Source organism: Xanthomonas sp. WHRI 7945 (assembly GCF_035026585.1).
This window is the reverse complement of record NZ_JAYIQP010000011.1, coordinates 152,723-167,701: the sequence shown is the minus strand read 5'-3', so window position 1 is coordinate 167,701 and position 14,979 is coordinate 152,723. Positions and strand designations below refer to the sequence as shown.

Annotated in this window: 15 protein-coding genes; 4 read left to right on the top strand and 11 right to left on the bottom strand. The window is 71.8% G+C overall.

The genetic code is table 11. From position 1 onward, the window contains the following. Positions 1-88: 88 nt before the first annotated feature. The 5 genes from rlmKL to VDQ83_RS11275 form a co-directional block, all read right to left on the bottom strand. Positions 89-2,269: a bifunctional 23S rRNA (guanine(2069)-N(7))-methyltransferase RlmK/23S rRNA (guanine(2445)-N(2))-methyltransferase RlmL gene (gene rlmKL / locus VDQ83_RS11295; protein ID WP_455434984.1), complete on the bottom strand. Its 2,181-nt coding sequence runs from the start codon at positions 2,267-2,269 to the stop codon at positions 89-91. Between the two features lie 202 nt (positions 2,270-2,471). Beyond that, a complete protein-coding gene (locus tag VDQ83_RS11290; protein WP_455434983.1) occupies positions 2,472-4,085 on the bottom strand; it encodes an ATP-binding cassette domain-containing protein in 1,614 nt (537 codons plus the stop codon). A 165-nt stretch (positions 4,086-4,250) separates the two neighbouring features. Beyond that, positions 4,251-4,760, bottom strand: coding sequence for a GNAT family N-acetyltransferase (locus tag VDQ83_RS11285; protein WP_455434982.1), 510 nt, complete (start codon positions 4,758-4,760; stop codon positions 4,251-4,253). 43 nt (positions 4,761-4,803) lie between these two features. Further along, complete coding sequence (locus tag VDQ83_RS11280) at positions 4,804-5,331, bottom strand: hypothetical protein (protein WP_455434981.1); 528 nt, start codon at positions 5,329-5,331, stop codon at positions 4,804-4,806. After that, positions 5,328-5,819, bottom strand: coding sequence for an MOSC domain-containing protein (locus tag VDQ83_RS11275; protein WP_309917376.1), 492 nt, complete (start codon positions 5,817-5,819; stop codon positions 5,328-5,330). Before VDQ83_RS11275 ends, VDQ83_RS11280 begins: the two co-directional genes overlap by 4 nt. Positions 5,820-5,860: 41 nt before the next feature. Here VDQ83_RS11275 and VDQ83_RS11270 point away from each other — a divergent pair, with 41 nt between their 5' ends. After that, complete coding sequence (locus VDQ83_RS11270; protein ID WP_455434980.1) at positions 5,861-6,454, top strand: N-acetylmuramoyl-L-alanine amidase; 594 nt, start codon at positions 5,861-5,863, stop codon at positions 6,452-6,454. Between the two features lie 139 nt (positions 6,455-6,593). Here VDQ83_RS11270 and VDQ83_RS11265 read toward each other — a convergent pair whose 3' ends face one another. The 4 genes from VDQ83_RS11265 to VDQ83_RS11250 all read right to left on the bottom strand — a co-directional run bounded on the left by VDQ83_RS11265 (position 6,594) and on the right by VDQ83_RS11250 (position 10,099). Beyond that, entirely contained in the window at positions 6,594-7,526 is a 933-nt protein-coding gene (locus VDQ83_RS11265) for a DUF1684 domain-containing protein (RefSeq protein WP_455434979.1), read from the bottom strand. 77 nt (positions 7,527-7,603) lie between these two features. Then, a complete protein-coding gene (locus VDQ83_RS11260) occupies positions 7,604-8,485 on the bottom strand; it encodes a sulfurtransferase (RefSeq protein WP_455434978.1) in 882 nt (293 codons plus the stop codon). Then, on the bottom strand, positions 8,482-9,282 hold the full coding sequence (locus VDQ83_RS11255) for an NUDIX hydrolase (protein WP_455434977.1): 801 nt from the start codon (positions 9,280-9,282) through the stop codon (positions 8,482-8,484). Before VDQ83_RS11255 ends, VDQ83_RS11260 begins: the two co-directional genes overlap by 4 nt. Positions 9,283-9,397: 115 nt before the next feature. Continuing rightward, entirely contained in the window at positions 9,398-10,099 is a 702-nt protein-coding gene (locus VDQ83_RS11250) for an FKBP-type peptidyl-prolyl cis-trans isomerase N-terminal domain-containing protein (RefSeq protein ID WP_263395001.1), read from the bottom strand. A 162-nt stretch (positions 10,100-10,261) separates the two neighbouring features. On the opposite strand from VDQ83_RS11250, the gene VDQ83_RS11245 reads away from it, so the two are divergent. From VDQ83_RS11245 to nth, 3 genes are read left to right on the top strand one after another with little or no spacing between them, the layout of a single operon-like run. Continuing rightward, complete coding sequence (locus tag VDQ83_RS11245) at positions 10,262-11,044, top strand: enoyl-CoA hydratase/isomerase family protein (protein WP_309917392.1); 783 nt, start codon at positions 10,262-10,264, stop codon at positions 11,042-11,044. 13 nt (positions 11,045-11,057) lie between these two features. Next, positions 11,058-11,429, top strand: coding sequence for a hypothetical protein (locus tag VDQ83_RS11240; RefSeq protein ID WP_455434976.1), 372 nt, complete (start codon positions 11,058-11,060; stop codon positions 11,427-11,429). Then, the gene (gene nth, locus VDQ83_RS11235; RefSeq protein WP_455434975.1) at positions 11,426-12,100 is read left to right on the top strand and encodes an endonuclease III; all 675 of its coding nucleotides are present in this window, start codon (positions 11,426-11,428) and stop codon (positions 12,098-12,100) included. Before VDQ83_RS11240 ends, nth begins: the two co-directional genes overlap by 4 nt. A 530-nt stretch (positions 12,101-12,630) precedes the next feature. Here the strand turns inward: nth and VDQ83_RS11230 are convergent. Then, entirely contained in the window at positions 12,631-14,202 is a 1,572-nt protein-coding gene (locus tag VDQ83_RS11230) for a SulP family inorganic anion transporter (RefSeq protein WP_455434974.1), read from the bottom strand. A gap of 11 nt (positions 14,203-14,213) precedes the next feature. Then, positions 14,214-14,903, bottom strand: a complete 690-nt coding sequence (locus tag VDQ83_RS11225; RefSeq protein ID WP_263395004.1) for a carbonic anhydrase — start codon at positions 14,901-14,903, stop codon at positions 14,214-14,216. Between the last annotated feature and the right edge of the window lie 76 nt (positions 14,904-14,979).

Sequence of the window (14,979 nt, the reverse complement as noted above, 5' to 3'; positions counted from 1 at the left end):
AGGAGCGGCTTCAGCCGCGACCGGGCGTTACCGATAGCGCCTGGTCGCGGCTGAAGCCGCTCCTACAAGAAAGCGGCACAGCCCGCCCTCAGCGCCGCTGCAAGCGCCAAGCACGGTGGATGCGCGGGTTGCGCTCGAAATCCGGCGCGATGGTCTGCGCGGTGATCTCCTCGCACGACGCGAATTCAGCCAGCGCGTTCTCGTCCAGCTTGAAGCGGCGGAAGTTGTTGGAGAAGTACAGCACGCCGTCGGGCATCAGCCGCGCCACCGCCGCGCGCAGCAGGCGCACGTGCTCGCGCTGGATGTCGAAATCCTCCGCGCGCGCGGAGTTGGAGAAGGTCGGCGGGTCGCAGAAGATCACGTCGTAGCGGTTCTTCTCCGCCTCCAGCCAGGTCAACGCGTCGGCCTGCACCAGCCGGTGCTGGGCGCCGCCCTTGCCGTTGAACGCCAGGTTGTCGGCACACCACTGCAGGTAGGTGCCGGACAGGTCCACGCTGGTGGTGGAATCGGCGCCGGCTACCGCCGCCTGCACGCTGGCCACGCCGGTGTAGCAGAACAGGTTGAGGAAGCGCTTGCCGCGCGCCTGCTGCGCCATCGCCCCGCGCAGCGGGCGGTGGTCCAGGAACAGGCCGGTGTCCAGGTAGTCGAACAGGTTGACCCGCAACAACGCGCCGTGCTCGCGCACCACCAGGAACTCGCCGCGCTGCTCGAAGCGCCCGTACTTGCTGCCGCCCTTGCCGCGCTCGCGCGACTTCAGCGCCACGCGCTCGGCCGGGACCTCGAACACCTCGCGCGCGGCGGCCAGCAACTCGTTGCGGCGGCGGCGCACGTCGGCATCGGGAATCTCTTCGGGCGCGGCGTATTCCTGCACGTGCAGGTAGGTGCGCGCCTGGCCGCCGTCCTCCTGGTACACGTCGATCGCCGCCGCGTACTCGGGCAGGTCGGCGTCGTAGGCGCGGAAGCAGCTCACCTGCTCGCGCGCGCGCCAGGTCTTGAACTTGCGCAGGTTCTTGCGCAGCCGGTTGGCGACCATCTGCGCGCCGTCGCTGAGCGCGCGCGGCGCCTCGGCCGGCTCGCGCTGCGCGACCGCGATCGGGTCGCAGACGATCAACGGGCATTCCAGCGCGCCGTTGAACATCTGGTATTTCTTGGCCGCGCGCAGGCCGGTGGCGTAAGCCAGGTCGGCATTGCCGCACAGCAGGCTGGCCCGCCACTGCGGCACCGCGCGCTTGAGCGCCTCGCCCAGGCGCCGGTACAGCGCGGTGTCGGCGGCCAAGCGCTCGTCGTACGGCGGGTTGCACACCACCGTGCCCAGCGCCTGCGCCGGCGTGCGCAGGTCGGCGACGTCGCGCACCTCGAACGCGATCGCCGCGGCGACGCCGGCCGCCTGCGCGTTCTCGCGCGCGGCGCGGATCGCATGCGGATCGATGTCGCCGCCATGGATCACCGGCCGCAACGCGGCGCGGCCGGCCGCTTCGCGCTGCCGCGCCTCGGCCAGCAGGGCGCGCCAGGCGTCCTGGTCGAAGCCCAGCCAGCGGCTCGGCGCCACGCTGAACCCGAGCGGGCCGGCGTCGCCGCGGCGTGCGGCGGCCAGATCGCCGCGCAACAGCCCCGGGGCCACGTCGGCGGCCATCAGCGCGCCTTCGATCAGCAGCGTGCCGCTGCCGCACATCGGATCCAGCAACCCGCCGCCCTGCGCGTACAGCTGCGGCCATTGCCCGCGCAACAGCACCGCCGCGGCCAGGTTCTCCTTCAGCGGCGCTTCGTTCTGCGCCTGGCGCCAGCCGCGCCGGTGCAGCGAACCGCCGCCCAGGTCCACCGACAGCGTGGCGCGGCCCTTGCGCAGCGACAGGTTCAGTCGCAGATCCGGATCCTCCACGTCCACCGACGGCCGTTCCAGGCCTTCGCCGCGCAGCGTGTCCACCACCGCATCCTTGACCCGCTGCGCGGCGTAGCGCGCATGCGTGATCGCGGTCCCGGACACGTGCGCGTCCACCGCCAGGGTGTGCCGCGAAGTCAGGTGCTCGCGCCACGGCAGCGCGGCGACGCCGGCGTACAGCGCGGTCTCGTCGGGGCAATCGAACTCGTCCAGCGGCCACAGCACGCGGCTGGCCAGGCGCGACCACAGCACGGCGCGCTGCGCATCGCGCAGCTCGCCCTCGCTATTGACCCCGGACACGGTGGCGGTGGCCTTGGCCACGCCGAGCGCGAGCAGCTCGTCGACGAGCAGGTATTCCAGGCCCTTGGCGCAGGAGACGAAGAATTTCACGGGAAGGCGGACCACACGAAGAAGGAGGAATGCACGGGCGGACACTCGGCCCGCTCCGCGCGTATCGCGGCAGCGCGGCCTGCGACGGGCGGGCGGCGGCAACGGACGGGAAGACGCGAATGGTCGGCCATCGCGCCCGCCATTACCAGCCCGGGGCCGCGCCATGCCCTGGCGTGGGCCACCCCTGGCGCGCGGCCCACGCTCACCACGGCGCCAGCCGCCAGCCGTCGGGATCGGCCTGCAGGCGCGTGTCCAGGCGCAGGTCGTCGAGGAACCCGGCATCGTGCGAGACCACCAGCAAGGCGCCCGGGTACTGCAGCAGCACCTGCCGCAGCGCCTCGCGCGCGTCCAGGTCCAGGTGGTTGTCCGGCTCGTCCAGCAGCAGCAACTGCGGCGGCGGATCGCGGTAGAACGCGCAGGCCAGCGCCGCCTTCAGCCGCTCGCCGCCGCTGAGCCGGCCGCTGGGCACGCCGATGCGCTGCGCGTCCAGGCCGAGCAGGGCCAGCCGCGTGCGCAGCTCGGCGACGTCGGCGACGGCATTGGCCGCCTGCACCTGCGCCAGCACCGGCCGTGCCGGATCGAGCAGCTGCAGCGACTGGTCCAGGTAGGCGCTGGGCACCTGTACGTCGCAGCGCCCGGCCAGCGGCGCGAGCTGGCCGTCGAGCACCCGCAGCAGGGTCGATTTGCCGCTGCCGTTGAGCCCGACCACGCCGATCCGCTGCCGGCCGCCGATGCGCAGGTCCAGCGCGGCGCGCGTGGCCGGGGCGTACGGCAGCCGCAGGCCGTGCAGATCGGCGACCCGGCGCGTGGCCACCGCGGCCGGCGCCGGTGCGAACAGCGCGATCGGCGCGGCGGCCTCGACCTCGCTCGCGGCCGCGCGCACCTGTGCGGACAGCCGCGCGTGCGCAGCGGCCAGCTGCTGCCGCTGTTTGCCGGCGCTGTGCTCGCTGCGCTGCTTCTGCGCGCCGAGCAGGATCGGCGCCTGGTTGGCGTCCTGCGCCTGGCGGCGGCCGTGCGCGCTGCGCCGCTGCTGGCGCGCCTGCTGCTCGCGCAATGCATCCCCGTGGCGGCGCCGCGCGTGCCTGCAGCGTTCCAGGTCGGCCAGCGCGTGCTGTTGCTCCTGCGCCTTGCACTGCGCGTAGAACGCGTAGTCGCCGCCGTAGTCGCGCAGGCCCAGCGACGACAGTTCCACGGTGCGCTGCATGTCCTGCAGCAGCGCGCGATCGTGGCTGACCACCAGCAGCCCGTTCGGCCAGCGCCGCAGTTGCTGCTGCAGCTGCTGGCGCTGCGCATGGTCCAGATGGTTGCTCGGCTCGTCCAGGATCAGCACGTCGGCGTCGGACAGCCAGGCGCCGAGCAGCGCCACGCGCATCGCCTCGCCGCCGCTGAGCATGGCCGCCGGCCGCTCCGGCGCCAGCTGGCCGAGCCCGTGCAGCGCCAGTTCGGCGCGCAGGCGCTGGGCGATGTCCCAGCGCTCGCCGAGCGTGTCGAAGTCGGCAGGATCGGCGCTGCCGGCCTCGATCCGCGCCAGTGCGTCCAGCGCCGGACGCACCCCGGCCAGCGAGGCCACCGTGTCGCTGGCGGCGCGCACGATCTGCTGCGGCAGGTAATGGATGCGGCCATGCCGGCGGCAGCGCCCGGCGCTCGGCGCCAGCTGGCCGGCGAGCAGGCGCGCGAGCACGCTCTTGCCGGCGCCGTTGCGGCCGACCAGGCCGGTGCGCCGCGCATCGAGCACGAAATCGAGATCGGAAAACAGGGTCCTGCCGTCGGGCAGGACATACGACGCGCGTTGCAGCGCGAGCAGGGGATGCGTCATGGGACCTCCAGGGATGCCGGTCGTGCCCGCCGGGTTCGGCAGGAACGGACAAGGCCGTCGAAGACGGCGGCATCACTGGCGCATCGGAGGAATCCTCGGCTAGCTAATCTGAGCCAGGATGGTAACCCGCGTGCGCGCGGTCTGGCCGCGACGCGGCGGCGGCGCTCAGCCGCCGGCCAGGAACGCGGCGTGGTACTCGGCCTCGGCCACCGGCGGCAGGCGGTCGCCGAAACCGATCGCCTGGAAATACTCGGCCGGCACGCCGGGCAGCACCAACCCGGGTTCCGGAGCGAAGCCGAAACGGGCGAAAAACGCCGGCTCGCCGAGCGCCACGCAGCCGGCCGCGCCCAGCGCCTGCAACTGCGCCAGCGCCTCGCGCACCAGCCGCGTGCCCAGCCCCTGGCGTTGATGGCCCGGCCCCACCGACAGCGGCCCCAGCGCATACCAGCCGCGGCTGCCGTCGGACAGTTGCAGCGGCGACACCGCCACGTGGCCGACCACGTAGCCGTCGTGGTCGGCCACCAGCGACAGGGTCAGCGCGCCGTCCGCGCGCAGCCGTTCGATGACCTGCTGCTCGTCGTGGCGGCTGTGCGCGACGCGGAAGAACGCGACCAGGGTCAGCGCCTCGATCGCGGCGTGGTCGGCGGCCGTTTCGGCACGGATGTTCAGTTCCATCGGCGACTCCTTTTGGCGTAGCGCGCGACGCAGGCAGCGCCGCTCACAGCGTTTCCAGCAGTTCGGCGAAGGCCCGTGCCGAGGTCTCGACGTGGGCGCCCAGCCGGTGCGTGTCGTCGACCAGCAGCAGCCGCGCCGCGCGCGCCTGCGCCCAGGCGATCACCTCGGCGGCGGGAATCAGTTCGTCGTGCCAGGCGTGCACGATCGAGATCGGCACTGGCGCCGCGTCCAGCGCCGGCATCCAGCCCAACCGCGTCGGCGGCACCATCAGGAACAGGCCGCGCACCGGCACCTGCAGCGACACCTGCGCGGCGATGTACGCGCCCAGGCTGGACCCGGCCAGCAGCAGCGGCCCGCGCTGCGCGGCGGCCTGCGCCAGCGCCAGCAGGCGCTGCAGCCGCGCCGGCACGTCGCCGAGCTGGCTGACCTCGCGGCGCGCGTCCAGGTCGGTGAAATCCGGGCGCTCGTGGCTCCAGCCCTGGCGCTGCGCGACCTCGGCCAGCGCCGCGACCTTGATCGCATCCGGGCCACTCTCGAAGCCGTGCACCAGGATGCAGTGGCCGCGGCTCACAGCGCCACCACCGCATCGCCGAGCCGCAGCGTGCCGCCGTGCACGATCCGCGCGCACAGCCCGCCATGGCCGCGCATCGCGTTGTAGCCGCCCGCGCCCAGCGCGTCTTCCATGCGCGAGCACGGGTCGCACGGCGCGATGCCCTCCAGCTCGACCTCGCCGATGCGGAAGCGGCGCCCCTTCAGCGCGATCAACGGGATGCCGGAGACGACCAGGTTGCGGCGCAGGGTCGCCGGCGCCAGCTGCGCATGGCCGGCCAGCGCGGCGATCGCCGGCAGATGTTCGGCCTGAATCAGGGTCACCCCGCGCTTGCCGTTGCTGCCCGCGTAGCGGTCGCCGAACAGGCCGCCGTCGGCATGCGCCAGCGCCTGCGCCACCTCGAGCATCGGCACGTCGCGCGCCGGACGCAGGCCTATCCAGTCCACGCGTCCGGCGCGCGGCAACGTGGCGAGCAGCGTCGCCAGCGGGCTATCGGGATTCAGAGTCATCATCGGGCTTCAGAGTGATCGGCGAATGCTAGCATCCGCGCATGTCGCAGACCCCGCCGTTGCCGATCCACGATGCCCCCCTGCCCTACGTCGAACGGCTGCAGGCGCGCACCCTGGATGCGATCGAACTGGCGGTGATCCATTGCACCGAACTGCCCGACCTGGCCAGCGCACGCGCCTACGGCGAACGCGTGCTGTATCCGTCGGGCACCGGCAACAGCGGCCACTTCTACATCGACCGCGACGGCAGCGTGCACCGCTACGTGCCGCTGCAGCGGGTGGCGCACCACGTGCGCGGCTACAACCCGCAGTCGCTGGGCATCGAACTGGTCAACCGCGGGCGCTATCCGCACTGGCTGGATTCGCGCCACCAGGCGCTGGACGAAGCGTATCCGCCGGCGCAGATCCAGGCGCTGATCGCCCTGCTGCGCCAGCTGCAGGCGCAGTTGCCGCAGCTGCGCCACATCGCCGGCCACGACGCGCTGGACCGCAGCCGCGAACCGGCCAGCGACGATCCGGCGCTGCAGGTGCAGCGCAAGCTCGATCCCGGTCCGCGCTTTCCGTGGGCGCAGGTGCTGCAGGCGGTGGCGCTGACGCCGTATGCGCCTTCGGCGGATGCGGTTTCCGACCACTGACGCCGTTGGCGCAGGCCCCTGTAGGAGCGGCTTCAGCCGCGACAGGCAGCCTGACGGTGCGTGTCGCGGCTGAAGCCGCTCCTACAAAAAGACACCCGCCGCGTCGTGCCACTGCGCGAGACACCACAGCGCCGCACGCTCAGCGCGGACCGAGGTAATTCTTCTCGCCCGCGGTCACCGCCAGCTCCAGGCGGTTGGCGACCGGGGCGAGCGGGCATACCACGTGCGCGGTGAACGCGCAGGGCGGGTTCTGCGCCAGGTTGAAGTCCAGCACGACGCGCTCGCCCTGCGGCGGCTCGACGAACAGGTAACGCGCGCCGCCGTAGCTCTCGCGGCCGCTGGTGCGGTCGGAGAACGGGAAGAACACCCGCTTGCCGGCATCCTCGCGCAGCGCCTGCAGCCGGTAGCGGCGGCCGCCGAGGGTGAATTCGGCGACGCCCGCCAGCGCCAGCGGCTGCGGCGTGCCGATCGAGGTGAGCAGGACGATCGCGCGCGGCGTCGCGGCCGGGTGCCAGTCGGCCACCACGCGCCAGCGCGGATCGATCGGGAAATAGTCGATGCCGCGGAAGCCGCTGCGCGCGGCCGCATGCGGATCGCGGAAGCGCCAGCCGAACAGGGTGCCGGTACGCACCACGTAGAACTCCTGCTCGCCCAGCGCCAGTCGCGTCTCGGTGCCGTGCGCCGCGTCGGTGCCGAGGCGACCGGCGCCGAACGGCTGTCCGTGCGCCGTCACCGCCACGTCCGCCGCGGCCTTGAAGAACACGCCGGCCTCGTCATCGATCCGCAAACGGCCCAGGTACGCCGGGCCGGCCGGCAACTGCACATCGTTGCCCGCGGCGCTGCCGACGCGGTGCTCGCCGCTGCGCAACCGGCCGGAGCCGGTGTAGCTGAGCCAGCCGGCCGGCGCGCGCAACCGCGCCACGCGCTCGGCGCGGTGCTGCTCCACCGCCATCCGGTAGTGCGCGCCGGATTGCGATGCCGGCGAGGCGTCGGCGCCCGCCGCGGGCGGCCGCTCGCCGCAGGCGGCCAGGCTCAGCGCCACCGCCAGCATCCACACTCCATGCCACCGCATCGCCTCAGCCTCTGTGCTTGCCACCGTGTGTTTCCTCGCACCGATCCGGCGCGCGCGCTGCGCGCCGAGTGCAGCGCTCAGCCGCTGGCGCGCGGCCGCGCCGGATCGGCGATCCAGCCGCTCCACGATCCGGCATAGACGCGCGCGCCATGCAGGCCGGCATGTTCCAGCGCCAGCAACAGATGGCAGGCGGTCACGCCCGACCCGCACATCAGCACCACCTCGCGCGGATCGCGCCCGTGCAGCAGCGGCTCCAGTTCGGCGCGCAGCTCCTGCGGCGCACGCAAGCGTCCGTCGCGCAGGTTCTGGCCCAGCTGGCGGTTGATCGCGCCGGGCACGTGCCCGGCGAGCGGATCGATCGGCTCGACTTCGCCGCGAAAGCGCTCGGCGGCACGCGCATCCAGCAGCCAGCCCGGCGCCTCGGGCAGGCGCGCGGCGATTTCCTCGGCATCGGCGATGCGGCTGGTATCGAAGCGTTGCGGATACGGCGGTTGCGGCGAAGGCGCGGCAACGGCAGCGGTTTCCGGCAGGCCGAGCCGGCGCCATTCGGTCAGGCCGCCATCGAGCACGGCGACGCGGCGATGCCCGAGCAGGCCCAGCATCCACCACAGCCGCGCCGCGGCCATGCTGCCGTCGCCGGCGTCGTAGACCACCACCTGGGTGTGCGGCGCGATGCCCCAGCGGCCGAGCGTGCGCGCGAACGCGTCGGCCTCGGGCAACGGATGCCGGCCCAGGCCTGGGCGGCCGAGGTCGGAGAGGTCTGTGTTGAGATCGGCGTACACCGCGCCGGGCAGATGCGACTGCGTGTAGGCCTGGCGCGCGAGCTGCGCGGCCTGCGGATCGGCAAGCGCGGCCGCGGCGAAACGCGCATCCACCAGGCGCAGGTCGGGATGGTCGAGCGCGGCCGCCAGCGCCGGCGCGTCGACCAGTTGCTGCCAATCGGGTAACGGTTCGCTCATGCGCTTTGCTCCAGTCGTCGACGCAGGTTGAGCAGGATCGCCGCGGTCGCGCCCCAGATCCGCTGCCCCGGCCAGCCGTATTCCAGCACCGCGCGCGGCCGCCCGCGGTAGTCGGTCTCGATGCTGCGCAGGTTGTCCGGCGCCATCAGGTAGGCCAGCGGCACTTCGAACACTTCCGCCACCTCGCCCGGATGCGGCTGCGGCACGAAGGCCGGATCGATCGCCGCCACCACCGAGGTCACCCGGAAACCGCTGATGGTCACGAACGGGTCCAGATAACCCAGCGGTTCGACCTGCGCCACGGACAGCGCGATCTCTTCCTCGCTTTCGCGGATCGCCGCGGCCACCGCATCGGCGTCGTCGGCTTCGATGCGGCCGCCGGGAAAACTGACCTGGCCGCCGTGGTGGCGCAGGCCGTCGGTGCGCCGGGTCAGCAATACGTGGGCGCCATCGGCGCGCGGCAGCAGCCCGACCAGCACCGCGGCCTCGGCCAACACGCCGTCGGGCAGCAGATCGTGCAGTTCGTGGTGATTCCAGCCCGGGCCTGCGGGCGGCCGCTGCAGTGGATGCAATGCGCGCAGCAGCCGCGTGCGTTCGGCCAGGCGCTGGCCCGGCGTCGGCGACCAGCCGCGCGCCGGCAGCACGTCCTGCATGTAGTGCTGGCGCTCGGCGTCGCTCATGCCACGCCAGCGCGCGATCTCGTCGCCGCTGCGCAGGCAGCCGGCGCAATAGCCCTGCGCATCGAGCGTGCACAGACCGATACAGGGCGTGAGCAATACATGGGGGACGGGATCCATCGGATTCGACACCTGATCAGCCTAGCGCGATTCGCCGGCGGCGGCACTTTGCGCGCCACAAAAAAAATGCGCCGGCGTTGCCGCCGGCGCACTGGTCATGCACTGGGCAGCGCGCTTACTTGACGCTGATCAGCTTGATCTCGAACTGCACCGCCACGTTCGGCGGGAACGGCGTGCGCGGGTCGGCGCCATAGGCCTTGTCCGGCGGCAGGGTCACTTCCCACTTGGAACCGGCCGGCATCTGCAGCAGCGTGTCGCGCATGGCCTGCATCTCGACTTCGCTGACCTTGATCGACGGAATCTGCTGCGCCGGACGCGCCTGCGCCGGGCGCTGGCCGAACGGATACGGACCGGCCACTTCCAGCTGCACGGTGCTGGCCTGGGTCGGCTTGGCGCCCTTGCCGGCTTCGATCACGCGGTACTGCACGCCGCTGGGCAGCGTCTGCACGCCGGCCTTGGCCTTGTTCTGCGCGATGAACTGGTCGCTCTTGGTCTTGTTCTCGGCAGCGGCCTTCTCGTAGTCGGCCTTGGCCTGCTGGGCACGGCCCTGCTCGCGCTTCTGGAACGCTTCGACGGCCGGCTTCAGCTGGTCGGCGGCGACCGCCGGCTGCTTCTTGGCGTAGGCATCCTGCAAGCCCTTCACCACCGCATTGATATCGAGCTGCTCGCCGCGGCCGGACAGTTCGGCAAGGTTGTTGCCGTAGTCGTAACCGAAGTAATAGCTCAGCTTGCCCTTCTCGGACGAGGTGTCCTGGGCGAACGCATTGCCGCTCAGGGCTAGGGCCGCCACGGCGACCGCAATAGAACGCAACTTCATCAAACAATTCTCCAGGGTGGTGGCACAGGACGGCCTGTGCCGCCTGAGATGACGCGTTAGGATAGCCGCCGCGGCGCATAACCGCTACCGACGGGACGCAGGTGTGACAGGCCGGCGCGCCCAGAGTTCCCTTCACTTTTTTTTTACATCTCAGGAATGGCCATGTCCGGCGCGCCGGTCGTCACCGATACCCAGGATGCGATCCGCATCGTCACCGTGAACCGCGTCGACAAGCTCAACGCGTTGAATCGCCAAACATTGCAGGGCCTGGATGCGGCCTTCGCCGAAGCCGAGGCCGACCCCGCGATCCGCGTGGTGGTGCTGACCGGCGCCGGCGAGAAGGCCTTCGTGGCCGGCGCCGACATCGCCGAGATGAACGAACTTACACCGGTTCAGGGCCGCGACTTCTCGCACCTCGGCCAGCGCCTGATGCGCCGGATCGAGCGCATGCCCAAGCCGGTGCTGGCGATGGTCAACGGCTTCGCGCTCGGCGGCGGACTGGAACTGGCCATGGCCTGCCACCTGCGCGTGGCCGCCGACAACGCCCGCTTCGGCCAGCCGGAGATCAATCTGGGGCTGATCCCCGGCTTCGGCGGCACCCAGCGCCTGCCGCGGCTGGTCGGCCGCGCCGCGGCGCTGGAGCTGTGCCTGCTCGGCGCGCCGATCGACGCGGCGCGCGCGCTGCAGCTGGGCTTGGTCAACCGCGTGGTGGCGGCCGCCGACCTGCGCGAGGCGACGCTGCAGCTGGCGCGGCAACTGGCCGGCGCCGCGCCGCTGGCGTTGCGCGGCATCCTCGACGCGATCCAGGTGGGCGGCGAGTCGGCGATCGAGCAAGGCCTCGAATACGAGACCGCGCAGTTCGGCCTGCTGTTTTCCAGCGAGGACATGCGCGAAGGCACCCGCGCGTTCCTGGAACGGCGCCCGCCGCTGTTCCGCAACCGCTGAGCCGCGCGCACCGATGCCTGCCTCGCCCTCCCCCGCCGCGCCGCTGCAATTGCTGCGCTGGGTGCTCGACGATGATCTCGATGCGGCGATCGACGGCGGCCTGATGGACTACGCCGGCGACGCTGACGACGACCGGCTCGACCCGGCGCATCCGCAGCTGCGCGCGCAGTTGCTGGCGGCGCAGCGGCGCCTGCGCGAGGCCTGGGCCGCGCGCGAGCGCTATCGCGCCCGCGAAGCGCGCCTGGCGCGCCGCGCCGCCGCGCGCGAGGCCCGCCGTGCGGCGCCGGCCGCGGCTGTCGCCGCAACCGCCCCATCGCTGCCGCCGGCGGCCGCAGCGATCCTGGCGCGGGCCAAGGCCAAGGCCGCCGCACGGGGAACGCGATGACTGCACTCGCCACCGCGCCGCGGCGCGGGCGCACCTTGAGCAAGGCCGAGATCCACGAACTGTTCTCGCGCTTGTCCGAACTCAATCCCACGCCGACCACCGAACTGGACTACAGCACCCCGTTCGAACTGCTGATCGCGGTGATCCTGTCGGCGCAGGCCACCGACGTCGGGGTCAACAAGGCCACACGCCGCCTGTACCCGGTGGCGAACACGCCGGCGGCGATCCTGGCGCTGGGCGAGGACGGGCTGAAGCGCTACATCTCCACCATCGGCCTGTTCAACGCGAAAGCCAAGAACGTCATCGCCACCTGCCGCATCCTGGTCGAGCAGTACGCCGGCGAAGTGCCGCGCGACCGCGCCGCGCTGGAAGCCTTGCCCGGGGTCGGCCGCAAGACCGCCAACGTGGTGCTCAACACCGCCTTCGGCGAGCCGACCATCGCCGTGGACACGCACATCTTCCGCGTCGCCAACCGCACCGGCCTGGCCCCCGGCAAGGACGTGCGCGCGGTCGAAGACGGCCTGCTCAAGCGGGTGCCGGCGCAGTTCATGCACGACGCGCACCACTGGCTGATCCTGCATGGCCGCTACGTGTGCAAGGCACGCAAACCGGACTGCCCGCGCTGCGTGATCCGCGACCTGTGCCGGTTCAAGGACAAGACGCCGGGGTGAGGCCGCTGGAACGACGGCCGTCGGATCGCCGACCCGGTGCACTGTAGGAGCGGCTTCAGCCGCGACAGCTTCTGAAGCCGGAGCTCTCGCAGCTTCACTCGTCGCGACTGAAGTCGCTCCCACAAAGGGCGCCCCTGACGAAGCGAAGTTGCAGGGCCTCCTGTGGGAGGGACTTCAGTCCCGACTGCATGCCACTACGAAAACCAACGCTTCGCTCGTCGCGGCTGAAGCCGCTCCTACAACGGCCTTCGGATAGCCGGCTGGGGCGCACTGTAGGAGCGGCTTCAGCCGCGACAGCTTCCGAACCGGAGCTCTGGCAGCTTCACTCGTCGGGACTGAAGTCGCTCCCACAAAGGGCGTCCCTGACGAAGCGGAGTTGCAGGGCCTGCTGTGGGAGGGACTTCAGTCCCGACTGCATGCCACTACGGAAACCACACCGCTTCGTTCGTCGCGGCTGAAGCCGCTCCTACAGGAAGCGTTTGGCTGCCTCGACACGGCCAACTAGCGTTTGGTTGCCTCGGCACGGCCAACTACGCCGCGCGCTGCCCTTCCACGCGCCGGTCCAGTTCCTTCCAGTCCACCACCAGCGCGCAGCCGCGGGCGGCGGCGTTGCGGCTCCAGTCGCGCAGCAGTTCCAGGCAGGCGTGGTCGACGTGGTGCAGCCGCGCCACATCCAGATGCAACTCGGTGTTGGGCGGCAGCCGTTCCAGGGTCCGCGCCATCGTCGGCACGCGCAGGAAGGTGGCCGAGCCCTCCAGCGACAGGCGCAGCTTGCCGGCGCCCGCCGCGGCGCTGCCGTCGGCGTCCTCGTGCGCATGCACGCCGACCTTCAGCCGCGACTGCTGCAACGCCAGCCGCAGCAGCGACAAGGCGAAGCCGATCAGCACGCCGGTGAGCAGGTCGGTGGCGACGATGGCGAAGGTGGTCGCCAGGTAGATCGCGGCGGTGCCGCGGCCATAGGCGGCCAGCTCGCGCACCTGCCCGAGCTTGACCATCTTCAGCCCGGTGTACACCAGGATCCCGGCCAGGCACGCCACCGGGGTCATCCGCAACAGCCATGGCAGCAGCAGCGCGAACACCAGCAGCCAGCCGCCATGCAGCATGGTCGACGCGCGGGTGGCGGCGCCGGCCTGCACGTTGGCGGCGCTGCGCACGATCACCCCGGTCATCGGCAACGCGCCGAGGAAGCCGCACAGCATGTTGCCCACGCCCTGCGCGGCGAGTTCGCGGTCGTAGTGGGTGCGCGGGCCGTCGTGCATGCGGTCCACCGCCGCCGCCGACAACAAGGTCTCGGCGCTGGCGATGAAGGCGAAGGTAAAGGCCGACAGCAGCAGCGTCGCGTCGAACACGCCGAGCATCTGCGCCAGCGTCGGCGTGTGGATCGCCGAGAGCAGGTTGGCCGGCACGTCGACCTTGCGCACGTCCACGCCCTGCAGTTGCACCCACGCGGTCACCGCCACCACCGCCAGCAACGCGCCGGGCACGAAACGCAGCCGCTGCGGGCGCAGCCGCTCCCAGGCCAGCATGATCGCGATGGTGCCGAGCCCGACCAGCAAGGCGGCGCGACCCACGCCGGCGTCCAGCGCGCGCCACAGCGTCGCCGGCAATGCGGCGAAGTTCTCCAGGCCGCGCGCCTTCGGCGCCGCATCCATCAGCACGTGCGCCTGCGAGGCGACGATCAGGATGCCGATGCCCGACAGCATGCCGGCGACCACCGCCGGCGAGGTCATGCGGAACCACACGCCGGCGCGGCACACCCCGGCCACCAGTTGGATCGCGCCGGCCAGCAGGATCACCGGCCCCAACGCCGCCACGCCGTGCTCGCGCACCAGTTCGAACACCAGCACCGCCAGCCCGGCCGCCGGCCCGCTGACCTGCAGCGGCGAACCGGCGATCAAGCCGACCACCAGGCCGCCGACGATACCGGTGATCAATCCGGCCGCCGGCGGCATGCCCGAGGCGATCGCGATGCCCATGCACAGCGGCAGCGCGACCAGGAACACCACCACCGAGGCCAGCAGGTCGCGGCCGAACGCGCCGTTGCGCAGGTAGCCGGCGAACACGGAGGCGCCGGCATCGGATCGGTCTGTCATGGTTCGCATGTTCGACTCCTTCAGACCGCGACGTCGCGCAGCACCGGCGCCAGGCGCGGGCGCGGGGTGGCTTCGGGAGGACGCTTGCCCTCTTCCGGCAGCAGCGGCACGAAGCGGCCCTGCTCGGCGTCGAAGGCGCGGATCTCGCCATGGGCGATGTCGTAGATCCAGCCATGGATGCGCAGCGCGCCGCGCGCCAGCCGCGCCGCCACCACCGGCTGCGTGCGCAGGTGGTCCAGTTGCGACACCACGTTCTCCTCGGTCAGGCAGTGCAGCGCGTCTTCGGCGTGCCCGGCGTGATCGTGCTGCGCGGCGACCTGGCGCGCGCTGTCGGTGTGCTTGAGCCAGGCGGCCACGTTCGGCACGTCGCGCAGCGCGTCGGGATTGAGCACCGCCTTCATCGCGCCGCAGTCGGTATGGCCGCAGACCACGATGTGCTTCACCTGCAGCACCGCCACCGCATATTCGATCGCCGCGACCACGCCGCTGACGTGCTGCGAGTACGGCGGCACCACGTTGCCGATGTTGCGGTAGACGAACAGTTCGCCGGGCTGCGCGGCGAACATCAGCTCCGGCATCACCCGCGAATCGGCGCAGGTGATGAACAGCGTATGCGGGGTCTGGCCGCCGGCCAGTTGCCGGAACAGGCCGCGCTGGCGCGGATAGACCTCTTTGCGGAAGTGGCGGAAACCATCGAGCAGGCTTTGCATGGGGGAACCTCGGAACAAGGGGAAGGTGTCGCCGCGGCGGTGCCGCAGAACGGGGAAAGAAGAGCGAAGGCCATGC